This is a genomic window from Globicatella sp. PHS-GS-PNBC-21-1553 (genome assembly GCF_033564055.1).
Taxonomy (GTDB): domain Bacteria; phylum Bacillota; class Bacilli; order Lactobacillales; family Aerococcaceae; genus Globicatella; species Globicatella sulfidifaciens.
This window is the reverse complement of record NZ_CP085470.1, coordinates 137,197-159,457: the sequence shown is the minus strand read 5'-3', so window position 1 is coordinate 159,457 and position 22,261 is coordinate 137,197. Positions and strand designations below refer to the sequence as shown.

Annotated in this window: 15 protein-coding genes and 1 pseudogene; 13 read left to right on the top strand and 3 right to left on the bottom strand. The window is 35.9% G+C overall.

Features of this window, described 5'->3' with window-relative positions; translation table 11 throughout:
• The first annotated feature begins 339 nt into the window (after positions 1 to 339).
• From glgB to glgA, 4 genes are read left to right on the top strand one after another with little or no spacing between them, the layout of a single operon-like run.
• Complete coding sequence (gene glgB / locus LB888_RS00860; protein ID WP_318753228.1) at positions 340 to 2,220, top strand: 1,4-alpha-glucan branching protein GlgB; 1,881 nt, start codon at positions 340 to 342, stop codon at positions 2,218 to 2,220.
• Positions 2,221 to 2,278: 58 nt separating this feature from the next.
• Positions 2,279 to 3,430, top strand: a complete 1,152-nt coding sequence (locus LB888_RS00855) for a glucose-1-phosphate adenylyltransferase (RefSeq protein WP_318753227.1) — start codon at positions 2,279 to 2,281, stop codon at positions 3,428 to 3,430.
• Positions 3,417 to 4,559 carry a glucose-1-phosphate adenylyltransferase subunit GlgD gene (gene glgD / locus LB888_RS00850; RefSeq protein ID WP_318753226.1) on the top strand — a complete coding sequence of 381 codons (1,143 nt, stop codon included), beginning with the start codon at positions 3,417 to 3,419 and terminating at the stop codon, positions 4,557 to 4,559. The genes LB888_RS00855 and glgD overlap by 14 nt, the downstream gene beginning before the upstream one ends.
• A gap of 15 nt (positions 4,560 to 4,574) precedes the next feature.
• The gene (gene glgA / locus LB888_RS00845; RefSeq protein ID WP_318753995.1) at positions 4,575 to 6,017 is read left to right on the top strand and encodes a glycogen synthase GlgA; all 1,443 of its coding nucleotides are present in this window, start codon (positions 4,575 to 4,577) and stop codon (positions 6,015 to 6,017) included.
• A gap of 629 nt (positions 6,018 to 6,646) precedes the next feature.
• Here glgA and LB888_RS00840 read toward each other — a convergent pair.
• Complete coding sequence (locus LB888_RS00840) at positions 6,647 to 7,426, bottom strand: gamma-glutamyl-gamma-aminobutyrate hydrolase family protein (protein ID WP_318753225.1); 780 nt, start codon at positions 7,424 to 7,426, stop codon at positions 6,647 to 6,649.
• 247 nt (positions 7,427 to 7,673) lie between these two features.
• Between LB888_RS00840 and LB888_RS00835 the strand changes: the two genes are divergently transcribed.
• Together LB888_RS00835 and LB888_RS00830 are read left to right on the top strand one after the other, a co-directional pair.
• Complete coding sequence (locus LB888_RS00835) at positions 7,674 to 8,033, top strand: HesB/YadR/YfhF family protein (protein ID WP_318753224.1); 360 nt, start codon at positions 7,674 to 7,676, stop codon at positions 8,031 to 8,033.
• A 98-nt stretch (positions 8,034 to 8,131) separates the two neighbouring features.
• Complete coding sequence (locus LB888_RS00830) at positions 8,132 to 8,389, top strand: hypothetical protein (protein ID WP_318753223.1); 258 nt, start codon at positions 8,132 to 8,134, stop codon at positions 8,387 to 8,389.
• 52 nt (positions 8,390 to 8,441) lie between these two features.
• Here LB888_RS00830 and LB888_RS00825 read toward each other — a convergent pair whose 3' ends face one another.
• Positions 8,442 to 8,609, bottom strand: coding sequence for a hypothetical protein (locus LB888_RS00825; protein WP_318753222.1), 168 nt, complete (start codon positions 8,607 to 8,609; stop codon positions 8,442 to 8,444).
• 99 nt (positions 8,610 to 8,708) lie between these two features.
• Between LB888_RS00825 and holA the strand changes: the two genes are divergently transcribed.
• Both holA and LB888_RS00815 read left to right on the top strand, forming a co-directional pair.
• Positions 8,709 to 9,728, top strand: a complete 1,020-nt coding sequence (holA, locus tag LB888_RS00820) for a DNA polymerase III subunit delta (protein WP_318753221.1) — start codon at positions 8,709 to 8,711, stop codon at positions 9,726 to 9,728.
• 98 nt (positions 9,729 to 9,826) lie between these two features.
• Complete coding sequence (locus tag LB888_RS00815; RefSeq protein ID WP_318753220.1) at positions 9,827 to 10,810, top strand: diaminopimelate dehydrogenase; 984 nt, start codon at positions 9,827 to 9,829, stop codon at positions 10,808 to 10,810.
• Between the two features lie 84 nt (positions 10,811 to 10,894).
• Here the strand turns inward: LB888_RS00815 and LB888_RS00810 are convergent.
• Positions 10,895 to 11,727, bottom strand: a pseudogene (locus tag LB888_RS00810) (pyruvate, water dikinase regulatory protein).
• Positions 11,728 to 11,783: 56 nt separating this feature from the next.
• Between LB888_RS00810 and LB888_RS00805 the strand changes: the two are divergent.
• The 5 genes from LB888_RS00805 to LB888_RS00785 all read left to right on the top strand — a co-directional run bounded on the left by LB888_RS00805 (position 11,784) and on the right by LB888_RS00785 (position 22,198).
• Positions 11,784 to 12,272 (top strand): transcriptional repressor, encoded by a 489-nt coding sequence (locus LB888_RS00805; protein WP_318753219.1) that lies wholly within the window; start codon positions 11,784 to 11,786, stop codon positions 12,270 to 12,272.
• Between the two features lie 188 nt (positions 12,273 to 12,460).
• Positions 12,461 to 12,634 (top strand): 30S ribosomal protein S21, encoded by a 174-nt coding sequence (gene rpsU / locus LB888_RS00800; RefSeq protein WP_066126806.1) that lies wholly within the window; start codon positions 12,461 to 12,463, stop codon positions 12,632 to 12,634.
• Positions 12,635 to 12,897: 263 nt separating this feature from the next.
• A complete protein-coding gene (locus LB888_RS00795) occupies positions 12,898 to 19,566 on the top strand; it encodes a pullulanase (RefSeq protein WP_318753218.1) in 6,669 nt (2,222 codons plus the stop codon).
• A gap of 545 nt (positions 19,567 to 20,111) precedes the next feature.
• The gene (gene pdhA / locus LB888_RS00790; protein ID WP_078755761.1) at positions 20,112 to 21,221 is read left to right on the top strand and encodes a pyruvate dehydrogenase (acetyl-transferring) E1 component subunit alpha; all 1,110 of its coding nucleotides are present in this window, start codon (positions 20,112 to 20,114) and stop codon (positions 21,219 to 21,221) included.
• A complete protein-coding gene (locus LB888_RS00785) occupies positions 21,221 to 22,198 on the top strand; it encodes an alpha-ketoacid dehydrogenase subunit beta (protein ID WP_318753217.1) in 978 nt (325 codons plus the stop codon). The genes pdhA and LB888_RS00785 overlap by 1 nt, the downstream gene beginning before the upstream one ends.
• Positions 22,199 to 22,261 lie beyond the last annotated feature (63 nt).

The following is a 22,261-nucleotide window of genomic DNA, read 5'->3' as shown; positions in this document are numbered from 1 at the left end:
ACATTTAAAATATTTCATCAACTCATTTATTGTAGTGAATCATTATTAAAACAGCTTTAGTTTGAAAATAATGATTCTTTTTTTACGCTTATATGAGAGAAAACAATGAAAATAGAAAAAGCCATAAACAGATTGTAAACGCTATCAGAAATGTGGTATAATAAGTTATCATCAAATTTTGTAAGTTGGTGAATCCATTATGTAAAAAACACGTAAAACATTATATTTTCATGAGAAAAAAATTAACTTTCGTTTACATGGTCATAATTTAATATTATAATGAAAATATAGTTTTATTTAAGGGGGATGATTTAAATCGACACTACATTAATGGCTAACATGACCAATCATGTTTATTTTTTTAATACCGGCGTTCATCGAGATGCTTATAAATTTCTAGGTAGCAAAAAAACAATGGTTAACGATCAATCAGGCTATTTATTTTCAGTTTGGGCACCTAATGCTTATAATGTTTTTCTCACTGGTGATTTTAACCACTGGGATCGAACGCAAATGGAGCGTTTAGAAGGCGGTGTTTGGAGTGTTTTCGTAGCGAATGCTACTCCAGGGCAGTGTTACAAATATGGTATTGATCACGGTAATGGCTATATTGAATATAAGATGGATCCTTTTGGCTATCGCTTTGAAATTGCACCGAAAGATGCCACTATTATTGAAGATTTGCCAGATTTTAATTGGACTGACGGTCAATGGATGTCTCGTCGGGAACGTGTGAATAAATTTGAACAACCCTTAAATATTTATGAAGTTCATGCAACGAGTTGGAAACAACATCCGGACGGTCGCTATTATACTTTAACTGAGTTAGCTGATAGTTTAATCCCTTATGTAAAAGAGATGGGATATACTCATATCGAATTAATGCCGATTATGGATCATCCACTGGAAGCTTCTTGGGGTTATCAAATTACAGGATATTATGGTCTTTCTGGACGGATGGGGCGTTTCAGTGAATTAAAATATTTTGTTAATTTAGCACATGAAAATGGGATTGGGGTATTTTTAGACTGGGTTCCGGGTCATTTCTGTCGCAATGCCTATGCTTTAGCTTATTTTGATGGGACGCCGACTTTTGAATACCAAGATGTTAATCGAGCAACCAATGTTGGCTGGGGGACTTTAAATTTTGATTTAGGCAAAACACAAGTTCATAGTTTTCTTATTTCGAATGCTATGTTTTGGCTAAAAGAATTTCATATTGATGGTATCAGAGTGGACGCCGTTTCGAATATGATATTTCTTGATTTTGACCAAGGTCCTTGGACACCAAATATTTATGGTGGTAATGAAAACCTTGAAGGGATTGGGTTTTTAAGAAAACTAAATCAAACAGTTCATGAAGAATTTCCAGGCGTTTATATGATGGCTGAGGAAAGTTCTAATCGTGAACATATTACAGGGTCATTGGAAATACCAGATAGTTTAGGTTTTGATTATAAATGGAATATGGGGTGGATGAACGATACCTTGCGTTTCTTCGAATTACCACCATACGAACGACCTAAAAATTTACAGTTAATTACTTTTGTTTTTATGTATCAATATAAAGAACGCTATATTTTGCCTTATTCACATGATGAAGTCGTTCATGGAAAACATTCACTATTAGGAAAAATTCATGGTACTCGTTACGAACAATTTTCAACCTTAAGATTAATGCAAGGCTATATGGCAGCTCAACCTGGGAAAGTCTTAAACTTCATGGGGAATGAATTAGGACAATATCTCGAATGGCGCTATTATTCTGAATTAGAATGGATTGATTTAACGAGAGAATATAATAGTGAGTATCAGCAATTCGTTAAAGATGTGAATCATTTTGTCGTTGAACATAAAGCAATGCATCAATTAGATCATGAAGAAGCCGGATTAAGAGTATTAGAAGCTGACACTTATGACGATGGGTATTTAACGCTCATCCGACAAGGAAAACAACCACGTGATTTTGTCATTGTTGCTTGTAATTTTGAAAATAAATGGCAAAATAACACGTCGATCGGGGTGCCTTATAAGGGACAATATCAAGTAGCATTAGATTCGGATGAAGCTAAATATGGCGGTCAAAGAACCGAAGAACATCCGATTTATAAAACTAAAGAGGGACCACAAAATGGTGAACCTTTCATGATTGAACTCGATTTACCACCGCTATCAGTCATTTATTTGCAACCGAAAAGAGTCTATGGCGTGAATAAATAAGGAAGGAGCAAGATTACAGAATATGTAAGGCGCCTTTACATAGTAATCAGTGATTTGAATGAAACAAGAAATGTTAGCGATGATCTTGGCAGGGGGCCAAGGAACTCGTTTAGGAGTGCTTACTAAGAATATAGCCAAACCTGCTGTGCCTTTTGGCGGTAAGTATCGTATTATTGATTATGCAATGAGTAACTGTATTAACTCTGGCATTAAACGAGTAGGGGTCGTCACTCAGTACCAACCCCTTGAACTAAATGAGCATATTGGCAATGGATCTGCGTGGGGCTTAACTGGGCGTAATGCTGGAGCGACTATTTTACAACCTTATTCTTCTTCCGATGGTGAAAAATGGTTTAAAGGAACAGCCAATGCTATTTATCAAAATATCTCTTATATTGATTCGATTAATCCAGAATATGTTTTGGTCCTTTCAGGCGACCATATTTATAAAATGGATTATTCTGAAATGCTAGAAAATCATAAAGCGAACAATGCAACTTTAACCGTAGGGGTTATCCCAGTACCTATTAAAGAAGCTTCACGTTTTGGAATTATGAATACGGACCATGCGAATCGTATTATTGAATTTGAAGAAAAACCAAAAGAACCAAAAAGCAATTTAGCGTCGATGGGGATTTATATCTTTAATTGGAAAACATTAAGAAGATATTTAGTGGAAGACCAAGCTAAAGCCCGTGAAATGGAAGATTTTGGTAAAAATGTGATTCCAGCTTATCTAGATAATGGGGAAAATTGTTTTGCTTATCCATTTGAAGGATATTGGAAAGATGTTGGAACAATTGAAAGTTTATGGGAAGCTAATATGGAAACATTATCTCCAGATCACCCGTTAAACCTTTCAAAAGATGACTGGCGTATCTATACTAATAATCCTGTGACACCACCACAATTCATTACAGCAGATGCCAAATTAAAGGACTCATTAGTTGTTGACGGTTGTTATGTTGCCGGAGATATCGAACATTCGATTCTTTCATTAAATGTTAAAGTTGGTAAAGGATCTAAAGTAAGTGACTCATTAGTGATGTCAGGTGTAACGATTGGTGAAAATTGTACGATTGAATATGCGATTATTGGTGAGAATGCGGTGATTGCGGATGGTGCTTCAGTGGTAGGTACTAAAGATAAAATTGCTGTTGTAGGGTATGAAGAAGTAATAGGAGGTCCGAAAAACGATGGTGAAGAATAAATTATGTGCGATTGTTAACTTAACAGAAAATGAAGATCAATTAAAACCGTTAACCCATCTTCGTCCGATTGCGGCTCTACCATTTGCCGGTCGTTATCGAGTAGTAGACTTCTCTTTATCAAGTATCGCCCATGCAGAAATTGATTCATGTGCCTTATTTATTTCAGAGTCTGGACGTGCGGTATATGACCATATTCGTTCAGGTGACTCTTGGAATCTTGACTCGCAAATTACCGGTGGAATTTTTACATTTTCTCAACAAAATTGGAAATTACGTCATTTACGCGAACATAGTGGAGATGATTTTTATGATAATCATCGCATTTTTATGAAACGTTCCCATGCAGAATATGTATTTGTTTCCGGTTCAAAAATGATTACCAATGTGGATATTCGAGCGGTTTACAAGCATCATATCGATAGCGAAGCCGATATCACAGCAGTTTATAAACCTGTTATTTTAGATAAAGTTCGGGACTATACGGTTGACATGAATCTTAAATTAGATGAATATGGGCAATTGATAGACGTAGTACCACTAAAAGAAGCGAGTGTGGATGAGAAAGTCAATGTGAACTTAAATATGTATATTTTAAGTGTTGATAAAATGAACGAGATTATTCAACGAGCAGAAGCGGAAGGCAATTATCAAGAAGTTGATAGTTTAATTGAAGAATACTTATTGGATTATACTGTCAATGTATATGAATATACTGGTTATTCAGCTAATGTCGAAACGATGGATCGTTTCTATCAAGCGAATATGGATATGTTAGACCGCTCTAAATTCAATTCATTATTCTATACGAGTCAACCAATATTAACCAAGACTAAAAATGGTGTACCAAGCTACTATGATAATGATTCAAAAGTAACGGAATCGATTATTGGTACAGGGGTTAGAATTGATGGTGAAGTGACGCGTTCAGTTATTAATCGTAAGGTATATGTCCACAAGGATGCTGTAGTGAAAGAAAGTGTGATTTTCCAAGGAACAACAATTGGGGAAGGTGCACAAGTGGAATATGCCATTGTTGATAAAGCATGTACGATTAAACCAGGTGCTAAAGTAATTGGGACGCCGGATAATATTAAAGTGATTGGCAAAAATACAGTAGTAGAAGCGTAGGTGTAGTTCATGACAATGAAAGTATTATTCGCTTCGGGAGAAGCAGCACCGTTTTTTAAAACGGGAGGATTAGGTGATGTTGCCTATGCTTTACCTAAAGAACTAGCTAAGCAAGGTGTCGATATTCGCGTTGTATTACCTAATTATGTGCAAATGCCACAAGAATATAAAGAACAATTAGAAGAAATCCGTCATTTTAGATTTCAATTAGGTGAGAAAAATGTTTATTGCGGAATTAAATCACTGAAATTAGAAGGCGTAACCTATTATTTTATTGATAATTTAAGTTATTTTGATCGTCGTTCATTGTATGGTGAATGGGATGATGGGGAGCGATTTGGCTATTTCTCTACTGCGATTATTGAAATGTTAGAAGTAATTGATTGGATTCCAGATATTGTTCATTGTAATGATTGGCATACAGCAATGGTACCAGTGTTATTAGTGGACCGTTATCATTGGAAAAATCGTTTGCGTCATATTCGTAAAGTTTTCACCATTCATAATTTACGCTTTCAAGGGATATTTGAACCAAGCATTTTACCGAATGTTTTTGGAACAGGTTATAATACCTATACTCATGATGGTTTACAATGGAAAGATCGCGTAAACTTTATGAAAGGAGCGATTAATTTTTCCGATATTGTGACAACGGTAAGTCCCACTTATGCCAAAGAAATTATGACACCAGAATTTGGTGAACAATTAGAAGGCGCCTTACTTTATAATCAATGGAAAGTTCGTGGGATTATTAACGGGATTGATTATGATATTAATAATCCTGAAACAGACCCATTAATTCCTTATCATTTTAATGTTGATGACTTATCAGGTAAAAAAGCAAATAAGCAAGCATTACAAGAAAGTGTTGGTTTACCAGTGCGTGATGATGTTCCGATTATTGGGATGGTTTCACGGTTAACGGATCAAAAAGGGTTCCAATTAATCGAAGAACGTTTAGAAGAATTACTGAGTCAAGCTGAAGTTCAAATCGTTTTATTGGGTACGGGTGAGGATCGCTTTGAACATTCGTTTAGATATTTCGAACAAAAATATCCTGATAAAATGAAAAGTTTAATCAAATTTGACTTAAAAACAGCACAATTAATTTATGCTGGTAGTGATATGTTCTTAATGCCAAGTGCCTTTGAGCCATGTGGTCTGTCACAAATGATGTCGATGCGTTATGGTACTTTGCCAATTGTTCATGAAACAGGCGGATTGAAAGATACGGTCCAGCCATATAATCAATATACAGGAGAAGGCACTGGATTTAGCTTTAATGGCTTTAATAGTTGGAACTTATTATCCACAATTTATCGTGCATTAACCGTGTATTATCAGCGACCTGATCATTGGGCTGGTTTAGTTCGTCAAGCGATGGAAAAAGACTTTAGTTGGCAACAACCAACTCAGCAGTATTTAGATATTTATCGTAGCTTATTGAACGAAGGATGATGAAACCGAAAAGGCTAAATCATCACTCAACTTAGAATGCTTTGTTATTCTTGTGCGAAAGTAAAAGATACAGACATGATGTAAAGATAACCCAGTCGAGTAGTAACGGTAGTTGCTATTCGGCTTTTTTGGCATGAAAATCCTAGTTGTATTGAAGATGGATAAAGTCTACTTGAAGAGATAGAAGGGAAGTGTTGCTAAGAAATCAGCTTTTCTGAAGATTATTTTGTACAAATACCGTACTAGCCTATGTAGATGGAGGTCATTAGATTATTGTGGGATGATAAAGTAAAAAGAGAGGATTAAATTTAATTAAATTTGATATGACAAATCCTACAAGGACTATTAATACTTTTAAAAAAATCGAAAAAGTGAGCAAGAAGTGAAATCCATACGCTTTTCTACTTCTTGCCCACTCAATTACTGAGTTTTTAATTAGCAATCAGTGACTTGACTGCATACCTAACTCATAAAAAAGCAGTAGATACAACTTTCCACTCGCGATATTTTTAGCAGATGCAACCTAACAAATTATGATTATTTTGCTGAGCAACCAGAGGTTAAAAACATTGAGGCTTAAACTAAAATAAAAGTCACAATAAGATTACCCAAGTTGTTGCATGTAATTTTTATACTAAAAGCTTAAATATTATAATATGGGGTTTCTTTTTTGCTTTAATATGATGTTTAGCATCATTGGCACGTTTAACCAAATCAGCAAAAATAGCTAAACTTTGTTCATTATTTTTGAGTGCATTCAATTCAGGATGCCATTGTAACCCTAAAATACTCTGATTGTTTTCAAATAATTCAATCGCTTCAACGACTTTGTCTTGACTCCAAGCCGATATGGTTAATCCGTCGGCGACATCTTTAATGACTTGGTGATGGAAAGAATTTACATAGTCGCCTGTTTGAAAGATTTTAGCAATATGTGATTTCTCTTTTACAGCAATAGAATGAGTTGGATGATGGGGCTTTGTTTTTTGCACATGTTGAATGGTAATGTCTTTGTTTTCAGATAAATCCTGATAAAGTGATCCGCCTAAAACAACGTTAATTAATTGTAAACCACGACAAATGCCTAAAATCGGTTTTTGTTGTTTCATTGCTTCTTTTAACAATAAGATTTCGCTACGATCACGTTCTGGGGACGTAGGGCCAATGACCATTCGCGGTTCTTCATTATATAATTTCGGTGATACGTCTTCACCACCGGTTAATAATAAGCCATCTACAATAGAAATTAACTCTTCAGCATTATCTGTGTCCATGATGGGTAAGATAATAGGTGAGCCACCTACTTTTTCGATAGCTTTGCTAAAACCCAAAGGCGAATAATTTACATTAAAAGGTTGTGCACTGGATAATAATGAAATATTTCCGGTGATACCGATTACTGGTTTCATGAAGTTCCTCCTTGTAATATATATATAAATATAAAATGCTAAAATTATTCTTTCATTATAACGTATTAAAGCTTTTACGCAACCTTTAAAAGATTGTAATGAAAATTTGTGAAATAACGGGCTCAGAATAGCTATTGTTAAATGAAAGTGATGGTTTCATTTCCTAAGTAATAATCGATAAACTTGTATAAATAATCATTATTAATTACAATGAAACTACATTGATAAATTTGAGAGGATGTTACAGATGAAATTAGTTGTTTCGGAAGCAGCTCAGGCATGGTATGCAGAGGAAATGGGGTTAACCCCCACGACTGGTATTCGATTTTTTGGGAAAGTCTATGGCAATTCACCAGTTCATGAGAATTTTTCTTTAGGGATGGAAGTAGCCGAACCAAGCCGACCTTTAGTCATGACTGAAGTAAAGGAAACTAAATTTTTTATTGAAGAAAGTGATGAATGGTATTTTGACGGTTATGATTTTTATGTAGACTATGATGAAAAATTACAAGAACCAACTTATCATTATGAGCCAGCTGCCGGTTCGCATGCACCGTATGCCGATTATATAGTCGATACGACCACTGGCCCTTCTAAAAAAGACTAAGATTAAATAAACCGTCAACTAGTAGTGAGCCAATAGAGGTTGGGGATAAACTTGATAAATTTAGTCAAAATTATTGTTCGTAATTAATAGCGCAGTGGTTGAGTGGCATCAAACTGCGTCTTAATGAGGTTAAAGATAAATTTGGTAAACTCAATCAAGTTATTGTTATTAAAGTAATAGCGCAGTGGTTGAGTGGCATCAAACTGCGTCTTAACGTAGCTGAGAACAAGCTTGGAAGATTCAATCAAGTTATTGTTATTAAGTTAAAAACGCAGTGGTTGAGTGGTCTCAATCTGCGTCTTAAAGAGGTTAAAAATAAATTTGGTAAACTCAATCAAGTATTGTTATTAAATTAAAAACGCAGTGGTTGAGTGGTCTCAATCTGCGTCTTAATGACTTGCTAGAGACCTACTCAACTGTGCGGGGGTGGACAGACAAAGCGAAAATCATTTGATTTTCTACTTTTGGTCCACTCCCAACTGTGCGGGGGTGGACAGACAAAGCGAAAATCATTCGATTTTCTACTTTTGGTCCACTCCCAACTGTGCGGGGGTGAACAGACGAAGCGAAAATCATATGATTTTCTACTTTTGGTCCACTCCCAATATGAACTCAGAAGTACTACCTAGTATTCGTAAAAAATAGGTATAATAATTAATAAAAAAGGAGGTTACTATGAAAGTACAAGAGGCAATTAAACAGATCAAGAAGGGAGAGTTTCAACCTAATTATTTATTATTAGGCTCTGAAAGTTATTTACAATCTACTTTTATGTCAAGTTTGACTGTGGCACTCTCAGCAGCGGATGAGTTAGACGTGATGCATATTGATTTGAATGTTGATACTATACAAGCTGTATTAGACGAAGCCGAGTTATATTCTTTTTTTACAGAATACCGTTTGATTATAGTAGAAAATGTGACCTTCTTAAATGCCCATCCTAATCAAAAATTAAGCGATTCTGAACAAAAACAATTAATCGCTTATCTTGATAATCCTAATCCCAATTCGATTGTAGTTTGGCGAGTAAGTGCTGATGAGTTAGATAAACGTAAAAAGATTACGAAAGCATTTAGTACCAAGTCCACGATTGTTGATGTTGCTGCTATTAAAGAACAGGATGTCAAACACTATTTAAATTCATATATTCAAGAAAATAACTTAAAGATTACCTCTGATGCTTTAAACGAATTATTGAATCGCGTTCAATCCAATTTAAGTACCGCTATGTTGGAAATTGTTAAATTAAAAAGTTATGCCATCAGTGGGAAAGAAGTATCTATCGATGTGGTTCAACAATTAGTACCACGCGTATTGGAATCGGATGTATTTGAACTAACCAATGCTTTATTAAGCCGAAAAGCAGCAAAGGCTAAGCAAATTTATGATGATTTAATATTGATGAAACATGAACCGATTGCGATTTTGGCCTTGTTAATCTCGCAGTTTCGTTTAATGCTTCAAGTAAAGTTATTATCAAGTACCGGACAATTAGAACAGAATATTGCCAGCCAACTAGGGGTTCATCCGTACCGTGTGAAATTAGCAAGTCAGCTAGCAGTTAAATATTCCCTAAAGGACATCCAAAGATTTTATCAACAATTAATTGAAACGGATTATCAAATGAAGACGGGCATCGGGGATAAAGAGATGTATTTTTATTTATTAATGACTCAATTTATGCAAATGAAATGAAAATATATATATAAAATAGCCGTTAATTTCATATTAAAACTTGCATTTAAATTAAAAAACGATTAGAATTTATTTATAAATTTAATAGAGGTGATTTGATGAACAAAATTAAAATAGGTATTATTGGATATGGCAATCTGGGTCGTGGAGTAGAATTAGCTGTCGCACAACAACCAGATATGGAATTAGTAGCGATTTTTACACGTCGTGATCCCCAAACAATTGAGCCGCAAGATCCAGTAGTTAAAGTTCATCAAATAAATGAGGTGCAAGATTTTCAAGATAAAATTGATGTAATGATTTTATGCGGGGGATCCGCAACGGATTTACCTGAACAAACTCCGGAATTTACCCAATGGTTTCATACCGTCGATAGTTTTGATAATCATGCGGAGATTTCACAACATTTAGCAAAGGTTAATCAAGTGGCAACAAACGCTGAAAAAGTAAGTGTTATTTCAACGGGCTGGGATCCGGGTTTATTTTCATTAAATCGGGTACTCTTTTCATCGATATTAAGCAATCCACATTTTGATACATTTTGGGGCAAGGGGGTATCGCAAGGTCATTCGGATGCGATTCGTAGAATCGAAGGTGTTCAAGATGCCAAACAATATACGATACCTGTCACAAGTGCCATTGAACAAGTACGTTCTGGTCAATCTCAGCCCCTTACAGCACGTCAAAAACATCGTCGAGAGTGTTATGTAGTATTAAAAGAAGGGGCGGATGAGCATCTTGTTAGAGAAGCCATCATCACGATGCCAAATTATTTTGAACCTTATGAGACGACCGTTCACTTTGTAACTCAAAGGGAATTAGATGAGAAACACTCTGGATTACCTCATGGTGGTTTTGTGATAGCCAGTGGTCAAACAGGTGTCGATAATCAACAAGTGATGGAGTTTAAATTAGATTTGGATTCTAACCCTGAATTTACAGCTAGTGTCTTAACTGCTTATGCAAGAGCGGCTTATCGATTAGCTAATGAGGGGCAATTTGGTGCTAAAACCGTTCTGGACATTCCAATCGCGTTATTATCGTTTGCCAGTCGTGAGGAATTAATTCAATCATTGTTATAATATGAAAAAAAGATTTCTGTGCTTATAGTCTTCATCAAGTGAATTTGATAGAATAGCACAGAAATCTATTTGTTTATGAATGGATTACCAAGCTTTATTAGTTAATCCTAGTGATTGGACAATAATAGAAGCTGATTCTTCGATACTACGTTCTGCAGTATTCACGACTAAACACCCTAATTTTTGATAGAGTTCACTTGAAAACTTTAACTCTTCATTGACTCGTTCCATAGAGGCATATTTAGTACCTGATGGTAATCCATATTCTTTCATACGATTTTCGCGATGTAAATTGACTACGGTATCTGAAGTTGTCAATCCAACTATTTTTTGGGATCAATTTCAAATAAGACTTTAGGAATAGTATTTTCAGGGATTAGCGGAAGATTGGCGACTTTATAGCCCATGTTGCCGAGATACATACTTAAAGGGGTTTTACTTGTTCTTGAAATGCCCAGTAAGACAATGTCGGCCTCAATTAAACCATTAGGGTCTTTTCCATCATCATAACGCATACAAAACTCCATTGCGCTCACACGTTCAAAATATTCTTCTGATAAATCGTGTTGAGCACCGACTATTTTACTGGGTCCTTTGGATGTTCGCTTAGTAATCTCATTAAGAACAGGTTTCATTATATTGAAGTATGTTAATTTATGTTGTTCGCAATAATTCTCAATATATTCTGCTAACTCGTTATTAACCAAGGTTAATAAGAGGATACCGTTACGCTTTGTCGCTTCTTTTAATATTTCATCTGCAGATTCTTTGTTTGAAATAAACATAAATTTATGCAATACTGTAGTAACAGTAGGAAATTGGGCAATGGCTGCTTTGGCTAATTTACTAGCAGTCTCACCAATCGAATCGGAGATAATATAAAAATCTATTTTGTTATTTGGGTTTTGTTTTTCCATTAGGAACCTCCTGAATGATTATTATTTTAACTATACCATAAATGTGAGGGATTTAAATGAAAAATCATCATCATTGTCGTGATCATGTGCATTATGATGCGCGTGAACAACAATCAGTTAAAGAAATCGTAGCAGATGGCTTAAAAAAATTCAAAGGGGCCGGTTACAAAAAGACCAAAAAACGTGAAGAAATTTTAACTTTTTTCGCAGAAGAAAACCGTTATATTAGTGCACAAGATGTCCATCAACATATGGTCAAAAAATACCCTACGATGAGTTACAATACGACTTATCGTAATCTTTATGATTTTGTTGAAACAGGCTTATTAGAAGGAACAGAATATAATCAAGAACAGATGTTCCGTATCAGTTGTGGAGCGGATCATCATCACCATCATTTTATCTGTACCAATTGTGGTGTTGCGATACCATTAGATGCCTGTCCAATGGATCAAGTAACGACCGATTTATCAGATGTTGAAATTGAATGGCATCGATTCGAAATCTTTGGAAAATGCGAAAAATGTAAACACCTAACCAACTAATATTTTCTTTCAATTAGAACAGTATTCTCACTTGATTTTACACAAAGGTTTCATTATTTTGGGAAATTGTGATATTTTTTCAGGAAATAGTTGTAAAGTTTATGAGATTTGATATAATTATTAAAGGACTTATTAGATAAATAATAATCTAAGAAAGGTTACTCAATGCTTGGAGGGAGGGGAATCATATGTCAAAAACAGTAGTTCGTGATAACGAATCATTGGATGACGCTCTTCGTCGCTTCAAACGTAACGTTTCTAAAACAGGTACTTTAAGAGAAGCTCGTAAACGTGAGTTTTACGAAAAACCATCAGTAAGACGTAAGAAAAAATCAGAAGCAGCTCGTAAACGTAAGTTCTAGAAAACGTCTTGAGCGATATAGACAATTTGATATATCAAAAAGATTTAAACACTACTCAGTAATGGGTGGTGTTTTTCTTTTATTGGGAGTGTTATTTTTATTACGATATTTTTTCTATCGATTAAATTGATACCGCTAACAAACATTATCATTTCACTGTTACCGGTATCATTATGAGATTTTAGCTAGTAAATAAAAGTTTAAATTGATATTATTTAAGTAAACGATTACATCTCATGAGAGGTAAATGGAGGTATTAAGAAATGACCGGTAAGAATAACCTTGAGGTAAGACGGGCGAAGTTATCGCAGAAAGTCGAAAAATTTGGAATTCGTCGTTTTAAAGTTGGGACTGCTTCGGTATTAATTGGTGCAGGCTTATTTTTTAATGCGAATTTTGTTTCTGCTCAGACAGTGACGGATGGCACATTAAGTGATTCAGCTGATAGCGCCTTAGTAGCGGATGCTAATGCCACAGAAGCTGAAGTGCCACTAGTGGATACAGCTGTATCATCAGAAGTTAATGCGGATGCTATAGAGGAAACACCAGTAGTAGAGGAATCGAGTACTGTATCAGTTGAAGAAGAAGCAGCAACAAAGCTAGCAGAGACATCAGATACAGAGGTTTCAGAGATACCAGAAACAGAGCTAGCAGAGACCACAGAAGCAGAAATTGCTGAAAGTATCGAAGAGTCTATTCAATTAGCTGAAACAACTGTAGTAGATACAAACACTGCCGTTGAGGATGAGACAACCAATGATGCAACGACAGTCAATGAACCTGTTACTTTATTAGCAGAATCAGCTGAAACATCCATTTCAGAAGAAGTGACGGAAGAATCAACATCAGTAACATCTAATTCAGATGAAGCAGTCAATACGATTGTTAGCAATGAAAAGCTAAGTGTAGCAGCTGCAACCAACAACACTGCAACGGATGTTGAACCAATTGAAGAAGGCATGATACGCCTACACTTTGAAAACTTACCTGAAGATAAAATAGGTACTTTAGGTATTTGGTATTGGGGTGGTGTAGAAAACGAATCAGGCAATCATCCTGATGGTTGGCCTAAGGGTGCAACGCTATTTGATCCTAATAAAAAAGATGAATACGGCTATTATATTGATATTGCTCAATCTACTAATCCGGCTGATATAGGTTTCTTATTATTAGATACAGCTGGTACTGATGATGCCACTATTAAAATTACGCCAACAGATCAAACCGTTAAATTATTAACCGGTGAAATGAATGAAGCGTGGATTGATGCGAACTTCCAAACGAATAGTTATCAACCACTTAAAGATGAAAATGTTCTTAGAATTAATTATCTTCGTTCAGATAATAATTATGAAAATTTAGGTGTTTGGTCTTGGTTTGACGTAGAAAACCCACCACAAAATTGGCCAACAGACGCTTTAAAATTTGAACAACAAGGTCAATATGGTCGCTACGTTGATTTACCATTATCCCAAGGTCTTGAGTCTAGTATTGGCTTTTTAATCGTAAATACGGCGGATGAATCAAAACCTTTAACAGATTTAGTTTTTTCTGATCGTAAAACGCATAGTCAAATATTCTTGCGTGATAATGATCAAACTGTTTATACCAATCCATACTTTGTTGCTGAAAATAAAGTAGACCCAAGTACAGCAACGCCTGGCGTCCATAATGTTACAGTCGAAGCAAGTGTTAATAGAGAAGTGGAATCCAATCACTTTGCATTATTAGATGTGACGATTACCAATCCAGATAATGCTGAAATTAAGCAAATTATTGCGGATACTTCTGCTTTGGGGACGAGCGCTGAAGTTAAAATTTCTCCTGAATTAAATCGGGTGACGATTACTGCAACACATGATACTAAACCTGGTGAATATCAAATACCGATTCGTGTCTATGATGCTGAAAATGGTTATTATGAAACAATAGCCTCAGTAGTCGTGAAAGAGCATGTCAAAGCTGAAGGTGAATTAGATTGGGATGAACAAGTCATTTATTTTATGTTGACTGACCGCTTTTTTGATGGTGATTCGACTAATAATAATCCGTATGATTTACCTTATGAGTCAGCGAAAAATCAAGGTGGGGTATATCGCGGTGGTGACTTTAAGGGAGTCACAGCTAAATTAGATTACTTGAAAGAATTGGGTGTGACCTCGATTTGGGTAACGCCAATTGTTGAAAATATTAAGTATAATGTAGGCGGCACCGATAATGTTGATGAGTTTTATGCTTACCATGGTTATTGGGCAAGTGATTTTGAAGAATTAAACCCACATTTAGGAAGTTTAGCAGATTTTCATGAATTAATTGATGAAGCAGCTGCTAGAGGCATTAACATCTTAGTCGATGTAGTGTTAAACCATCCGGGATATGGATTAAATAAAGGGGATTCATTACCAGTAGAAGGATTCCCCACAGCTGAAGATCAAGAGCGCTTTGCGGGCTTAATCCGTCAAGAAGAGGGAATGGATCCAGATACTCAACGTAGCTTAAGTGGCCTTCCAGATTTTGAAACGGAACGACATGAAGTAAGAGAACAATTGGTAGCTTGGCAATCGCAATGGTTAGAAAAAGCTACTACAAGTAAAGGTAATAGTATTTATGGTTTCCGAGTTGACACTGTGAAAAATGTGGATAATACAACTTGGCAACACTTCAAGAATGTATTAACAGAATTAGATTCAGATTTCCACTTAATTGGCGAATCATGGGGTGCAAATTATACCAATGATAATGACGATTTAGGTGAAGGAAAAATGGATAGTTTGTTAGACTTCGGTTTTAAAGAACTTGCTAAACAATTAGTCAATGGCGATTTAACTGGAGCTCAACAAGAATTAATTAATCGTAATGGGTTTATTACCAGTGCGGAGTCTCTTGCACAATTTTTAAGTAGCCATGATGAAGATGGTTTTACCTATTCGTTAGATGGTGATTTAAATAAACAAAAGATTGCTGCTACTATTCAATTAACTGCTAAAGGTTTACCTGTTATTTATTACGGGGAAGAGCTTGGTTTAAGTGGTGCTAATAATTGGCCTTATTATGACAATCGTTATCAATTCGATTGGGATAAGGTTGAAGGCAATGAGATGCATGAGCATTATACGAAACTATTAGACTTTAGAAATGAACATTCTGAATTAATGGCGCGAGGAGATCGTACAACTTTAGCCGGAAATAATTCTGAAAAATGGTTAATTGCTAAACGTTCTTATAATGATCAAAGTGCCTATATTGCGACTAACTTAAACGAAACAGCAACACCTTTAACCATTGAAGTGTCAGGAGAAGACGCTGTCTTATTTGATCACTATTCAGGCAACTCTTATAATGCAACACTATCTGAAACAGGTCAGTATGTCGTAAATATTGAAGCCCCAGCCATTACCGAAGGTGGAACTTTACTCTTAACGGTGACGAATGGTGACATTATTAACGCAAAATTAACCTCAGCAGAAGAGCCACCAGTTGAAGAAGGCATGCTACGAATCCACTTTAAACAATTACCGGAGCAAGCACATAATACTTTAGGTTTATGGACCTGGGGTGATGTTGCGACGCCATCTGAACAATTAGGATCATGGCCTACTGGTGCAACTAATTTTGGTGAAGCGAGACAAGATGATTATGGCTACTATCTTGATGTTCGTAAATCAAGTTTAGAAGCCAAGAAAATTAATTACTTAATTAATAACAATAAAGGGGATAACATTACCGGCGATCAAAGCATTGATATCATTTCACCAGCGATGGATGAGGTGTGGATCGATGCGGATTGGGGTGTGAATTATTATAAACCGATTGAAACTCCGAAAACGATACGTGTTAATTATTATCGTACGGATGGTAACTATGATAATTTAGGTCTTTGGACATGGGGATCTGTTGAAAAACCAGGAGAAAACTGGCCAGACGGTATTGATCTTGACCGTGAAGGAAAATATGGATATTATGCCGATGTCACATTAAGTGAATTGGCTGAATTAGGATTTTTAATTGTTGATGAATCAACTGGAGAGAAAGCCACAGAGCAAGATTTTATCTTTAAAGATTTAGAAAATCACACTCAACTATTCATCCGAGATAATGATCCAAAAATTTACACCAATCCATACTATGTAAGCCAAATTCAATTGAATAGCGCGGAACAATTATCAGAAAATACAATTGAACTCCAATTCTCAAATACTGAAGGTTTATCCAATGAGGATTTATTAAATGGCTTAACCATCACGAGTTCAACGCAACAACCCGTTACCCTTGACTCTGTTGCTATCCAAGAGGGTGGCACTACTGTCTTATTAACAGGTGATTTCGCTCTTAAAAATGCACCATTTAGCATTACCTTTGAGGAGAAGACGGTTAACACACGTACAGGATGGCGTTTAACTGACGAAATGTATGGTTATGACGGCGATTTAGGAATGACTTTAAATGAAACAGGTACTGTTGCAGAAATGAATCTTTGGTCGCCAAGTGCCCAAGAAGTGAATGTGGTTGTTTATGATAAAGAGGATAATAATGCTGTTGTTGGACGAGTTGCGATGACCGCTTCAGATAAAGGTGTCTGGAATGTTAAGTTAGACGCAGGTAAAGATTTAGGGTTAGAAACCTTGACAAATTATCTCTATCATTATGAAATTATTCGTGATGGTAAAAAATATTTAGTATTAGATCCATATGCAAAATCAATGGGAGCATGGGATAATACTAATCCAATGCCAGTACCAGAAGATGTGGTGAGCAAACCAGTTGGAAAAGCTGCTTTTGTAGCGCCAGATCAACTAGGACCAAAATTAGATTTTGCCAATATTGAAGGCTATAAAAAACGTGAAGATGCGATTATTTATGAAGCACATGTTCGTGATTTTACCTCTGATCCTAATATCGCAGATGAATTAACGGCGCAATTTGGAACCTTTGCTGCTTTTGTGGAACGTTTAGATTATTTACAAGATTTAGGCGTAACCCATATTCAATTACTACCTGTAATGAATTATTATAATGTCAATGAGTTAATCAATGACGAACGTTTATTAGAGTATGCGTCAAGCAATTCTAATTATAACTGGGGTTATGATCCACAAAACTATTTTGCATTAACAGGCATGTATTCTGAAGATCCAACTAATCCAAGTAAACGGATTGAAGAGTTTAAGAATTTAGTGAATGAAATTCATAAAAGAGGGATGGGTGTGATTTTAGACGTTGTTTATAATCATACAGCTCAAGTTCACATCTTTGAAGATTTAGAACCCAATTATTATCATTTTATGAAAGCTGACGGTACACCTAAAGAATCATTTGGTGGTGGACGTTTAGGAACCACTCATAAGATGGCTAGAAGAGTTTTAGTTGATTCTATTAAATATTTAGTTGATGAATATAAAGTGGATGGATTCCGTTTCGATATGATGGGGGATCATGATGCGGCCTCTATAGAAGAAGCTTATAATGCAGCTAAAGCGTTAAATCCTAATATTTTAATGTTGGGAGAAGGATGGGTCACATATGAAGGGGATGATGGTTTACCAGAACAACCTGCTGACCAAACGTGGATGCAATTGACTGATAGCGTTGCTTCATTCTCTGATGAAATTCGTAATGAATTAAAATCTGGTTTTGGTAGTGAAGGACAACCACGCTTCTTAACCAATGGTGCGCGTAATTTAGAGTTAATCTTTAACAATATTATTGGACGCCCAAGTAACTTTAAAGCGGATGATCCAGGTGACGTGATTCAATATATCGCTGCTCATGATAACTTAACCTTGTTTGATGTCATCGCACAGTCGATTAAGAAAGATCCAAAAGATCATTCTGACGAAATATTAAGACGCGTCCGCTTAGGAAATAGTATTATTTTAACGTCACAAGGAACACCATTTATCCATTCTGGACAAGAATATGGAAGAACAAAACAATACTTACATCCGGATTATCGTACAACCGTAAGTGATGATTTAATTCCGAATAAAGCAACTTATATGGTTGATGCTGATGGTAACCCATTTGAGTATCCATATTTTATTCATGACTCTTATGACTCAAGTGATGCGATTAACCGTTTCGATTGGGAAAAAGCGACCAATGTTGAAAAATATGCAGAAAATGTGTTAACGCATAACTATACAAGAGGTTTAATTGCAATTAGACGTTCTACCGATGCTTTCAGTCATGATTTAGCAAGTGAAATTGATGAATATGTATCGTTAATTACGGTTCCTAACACAGATCCCAACGCTAGAGTAGAAGCCAATGATTTAATTATTGGTTATCAAGCTAAGGCATCTAATGGAGATATTTATGCTGTATTCATTAATGCGGATGATAAAGAAAGAACGGTTAATTTTGGCGAAGCCTTCAAACATTTAGCTGATGCGAAAGTCATTGCGGACGCTAAGCAAGCTGGAACCAGTGTGATTGAAACACCAGAAGGGGTCGTATTAGATAAAGATTCTATCACCTTAGATGGTTTAACAACTGCTATCTTGTTGATCAAGAAAGCAGAAGAGATACCAGGCCAAGAAGAAGAAGCTCCAGGTCAAGAAGGAGAAGCACCAGGTCAAGATGGAGAAGCACCAGGCCAAGAAGAAGAAACACCAGGTCAAGAAGAAGAAACACCAGGTCAAGAAGAAGAAACACCAGGTCAAGAAGGAGAAGCACCAGGCCAAGAAGAAGAAGCACCAGGTCAAGAAGGAGAAGCACCAGGCCAAGAAGAAGCACCAGGCCAAGAAGAAGAAACACCTTCTAAAGAAAAAGAAACTGATGCTAAAGCCAAACCGATTGAAAAAGTGGAATATGCAGCTGTTTTACCAAATACTGGTGAAAAAGTAAACACATCCATTTTCACAGCAGCTGCTTTATCGGTACTAGTCGGACTTGGTTTAATTGTCAAAAAAACCGAAGAAGAACAAGAATAGGTAACGAAATGAGCTAGTCGTAAGCGCAGGAATAGGATTGCGAATCTATGTTTATAGTCACTGAATAAATGAATAAAAATAAAATTAAGTATTAATCGCAACGCAACTAGTAGGAAGTGAGCACTCGAAGGGAAAATCATATGATTTTCTTCTTCTAGTTCACTTCTTTTTTGTTAATAACAATAGTAAAAACATTTCTTCACAAATTATATCGAATTTTAATTATGTCTCACAAAATCCTCTTTGAAAATTTAATAAATCTATGAAAAATATAACAGTTTAAAAGTTGTTTTATAACAGAGCAAACAAAAGCCAATGCTTTATTTATGAAAAAGTAAGAGTTTTTATTTAACATATAATTAAAAAAATTAATATGTGGTTCATATCACAAAGTCGATTGAAAGCCTATTATAACAATGATGTAAGCTATATTATACTTGCATTTACGCAGCGTTAGTGATACATTAAATTATGGAAGTAGAGATAATAACAGAAATTCGGGCTGTTTTATTTCGCATTAAAAAAAGGAAGGAAAGTGTACAAGTATGGCAAATAAGAACACTACTGTTTCAATCGAAAAGTTATTAGATCCAAATAACTTCGATTTTAGCACTGTACAAATCATTGATGAAGAGGGTAACGTTGTAAACGAAAACTTATTACCTGATTTATCTGATGAGCAATTAGTTAAGTTAATGGAGGATATGGTTTGGTCACGTATTTTACATGAACGTTCAACAGCGTTAAACCGTCAAGGACGTTTAGGATTCTACGCTCCAACAGCAGGACAAGAAGCTTCTCAATTAGGTTCTATCAATGCCTTAGAACGTGAAGACTATATTATGCCTGGTTACCGTGATGTTCCTCAATTAATCAAACACGGTTTACCATTACACAAAGCATTCTTATGGTCTCGTGGACACGTTGCGGGATCTACTTTTGATCAAGATTTAAATGCTTATCCACCACAAATCATCATTGGTGCTCAATATATTCAAGCTATGGGTGTAGGATTTGGATTAAAACGCGATGGTAAAAATGCAGTCGTTGCGACTTGGACAGGTGACGGTGGTTCATCTCAAGGTGACTTCTACGAAGGAATTAACTTTGCTGGTTCTTATAAAGTTCCTGCTATCTTCTTCATTCAAAATAATGGTTGGGCAATCTCAACACCACGTTCATTACAAACAGCTGCTCCAACATTAGCTCAAAAAGCTGTTGCAGCAGGTATTCCTGGTATCGTTGTTGACGGTATGGATATTTTAGCTGTTTACGCAGTGACAAAAGCTGCTCGTGAATATGCCTTAGCAGGTAATGGACCAGTCTTAATCGAAACATTATGCTACCGTTTTGGACCTCATACCTTATCTGGAGACGATCCTACTCGTTACCAACCTGAAGGTGTTCAAGATGAATGGCAAGCAAAAGATCCATTAATTCGTTTCCGTAAATATTTAGAAAATAAAGGTTTATGGTCTAAAGAAAAAGAAGACGAAGTAATTGAACGTACTCAAGAAGAAATTAAAGAAGCTGTTAAATTAGCTGACCAAGAACCAAAACAAAAAGTTTCAGACTTCTTAAAAAATATGTTTGAAACTCCAGACGTGTTCTTACAAGAACAAATCGCAAAATACGAAGCAAAGGAGAATAAATAATGGCTCAATTAACAATGATCCAAGCAATTACTCAAGCATTAGCGACAGAATTGCGTAACGATGACCGTACATTAATTTTCGGTGAAGACGTTGGTAAAAACGGTGGGGTTTTCCGTGCCACTGAAGGTTTACAAGATGAATTCGGTGAGGACCGCGTATTCAACACTCCTTTAGCTGAATCAGGAATTGGTGGTTTAGCAGTTGGGTTAGCTTTAACTGGTTTCCGTCCAATCCCAGAAATCCAATTCTTTGGATTCGTATTTGAAGTTATGGACTCTGTTGTGGGTCAAGCAGCACGTACACGTTACCGTTTAGGTAATTCTCGTCAAATGCCAATCACTTTCCGTGCACCATTCGGTGGGGGTGTTCATACTCCAGAAATGCACGCGGATAACTTAGAAGGTTTATTAGCACAATCACCAGGTATTAAAGTGGTAATTCCTTCAAATCCATATGATGCAAAAGGTTTATTAATCTCTGCAATTCGTGATAATGACCCTGTGTTCTTCTTAGAACATATGAAATTATATCGTTCATTCCGTGAAGAAGTGCCTGAAAAAGAATATACCATTCCTTTAGGAAAAGCGAATATTGTTAAAGAAGGTAATGATGTTTCTGTCATTACTTACGGAGCAATGGTTCGTGAAGCAATCAAAGCTGCTGAAAACTTAGAAAAAGACGGAATTTCAGTTGAAGTTATGGACTTGCGTACGGTATCTCCATTAGACTTAGAAGCAATTTTAGCAACTGTACAAAAAACTAACCGCGTTGTTGTGGTTCAAGAAGCTCAACGTCAAGCGGGTGTTGGTGCACGTGTTATTGCTGAAATTTCTGAACGTGCTATCTTAGACTTAGAAGCACCAATCGGATTTGTTGCAGCACCAGATACAATCTTCCCATTTGGTCAAGCTGAAAAAGATTGGTTACCAAATGCAACAGATATCGAAGAACAAGTACGTAAAACTTACGAATTCTAATTGACATTATGCGAATCGATTGACCAGAGGTAAACCTGTTTTACCTCTTTGGTCAATCTCATT

What these genes read in the sequence shown, in the direction of transcription:
- pdhA (WP_078755761.1), top strand. Translation starts at nt 20,112, where the DNA reads ATGGCAAATAAGAACACTACTGTTTCAATCGAAAAGTTATTAGATCCA.
- LB888_RS00840 (WP_318753225.1), bottom strand. Translation starts at nt 7,426, where the DNA reads ATGAAACCAGTAATCGGTATCACCGGAAATATTTCATTATTATCCAGT.
- LB888_RS00835 (WP_318753224.1), top strand. Translation starts at nt 7,674, where the DNA reads ATGAAATTAGTTGTTTCGGAAGCAGCTCAGGCATGGTATGCAGAGGAA.
- LB888_RS00805 (WP_318753219.1), top strand. Translation starts at nt 11,784, where the DNA reads ATGAAAAATCATCATCATTGTCGTGATCATGTGCATTATGATGCGCGT.
- LB888_RS00785 (WP_318753217.1), top strand. Translation starts at nt 21,221, where the DNA reads ATGGCTCAATTAACAATGATCCAAGCAATTACTCAAGCATTAGCGACA.
- LB888_RS00795 (WP_318753218.1), top strand. Translation starts at nt 12,898, where the DNA reads ATGACCGGTAAGAATAACCTTGAGGTAAGACGGGCGAAGTTATCGCAG.
- glgB (WP_318753228.1), top strand. Translation starts at nt 340, where the DNA reads ATGACCAATCATGTTTATTTTTTTAATACCGGCGTTCATCGAGATGCT.
- rpsU (WP_066126806.1), top strand. Translation starts at nt 12,461, where the DNA reads ATGTCAAAAACAGTAGTTCGTGATAACGAATCATTGGATGACGCTCTT.
- glgD (WP_318753226.1), top strand. Translation starts at nt 3,417, where the DNA reads ATGGTGAAGAATAAATTATGTGCGATTGTTAACTTAACAGAAAATGAA.
- glgA (WP_318753995.1), top strand. Translation starts at nt 4,575, where the DNA reads ATGAAAGTATTATTCGCTTCGGGAGAAGCAGCACCGTTTTTTAAAACG.
- LB888_RS00825 (WP_318753222.1), bottom strand. Translation starts at nt 8,609, where the DNA reads ATGATTTTCGCTTCGTCTGTTCACCCCCGCACAGTTGGGAGTGGACCA.
- LB888_RS00815 (WP_318753220.1), top strand. Translation starts at nt 9,827, where the DNA reads ATGAACAAAATTAAAATAGGTATTATTGGATATGGCAATCTGGGTCGT.
- holA (WP_318753221.1), top strand. Translation starts at nt 8,709, where the DNA reads ATGAAAGTACAAGAGGCAATTAAACAGATCAAGAAGGGAGAGTTTCAA.
- LB888_RS00855 (WP_318753227.1), top strand. Translation starts at nt 2,279, where the DNA reads ATGAAACAAGAAATGTTAGCGATGATCTTGGCAGGGGGCCAAGGAACT.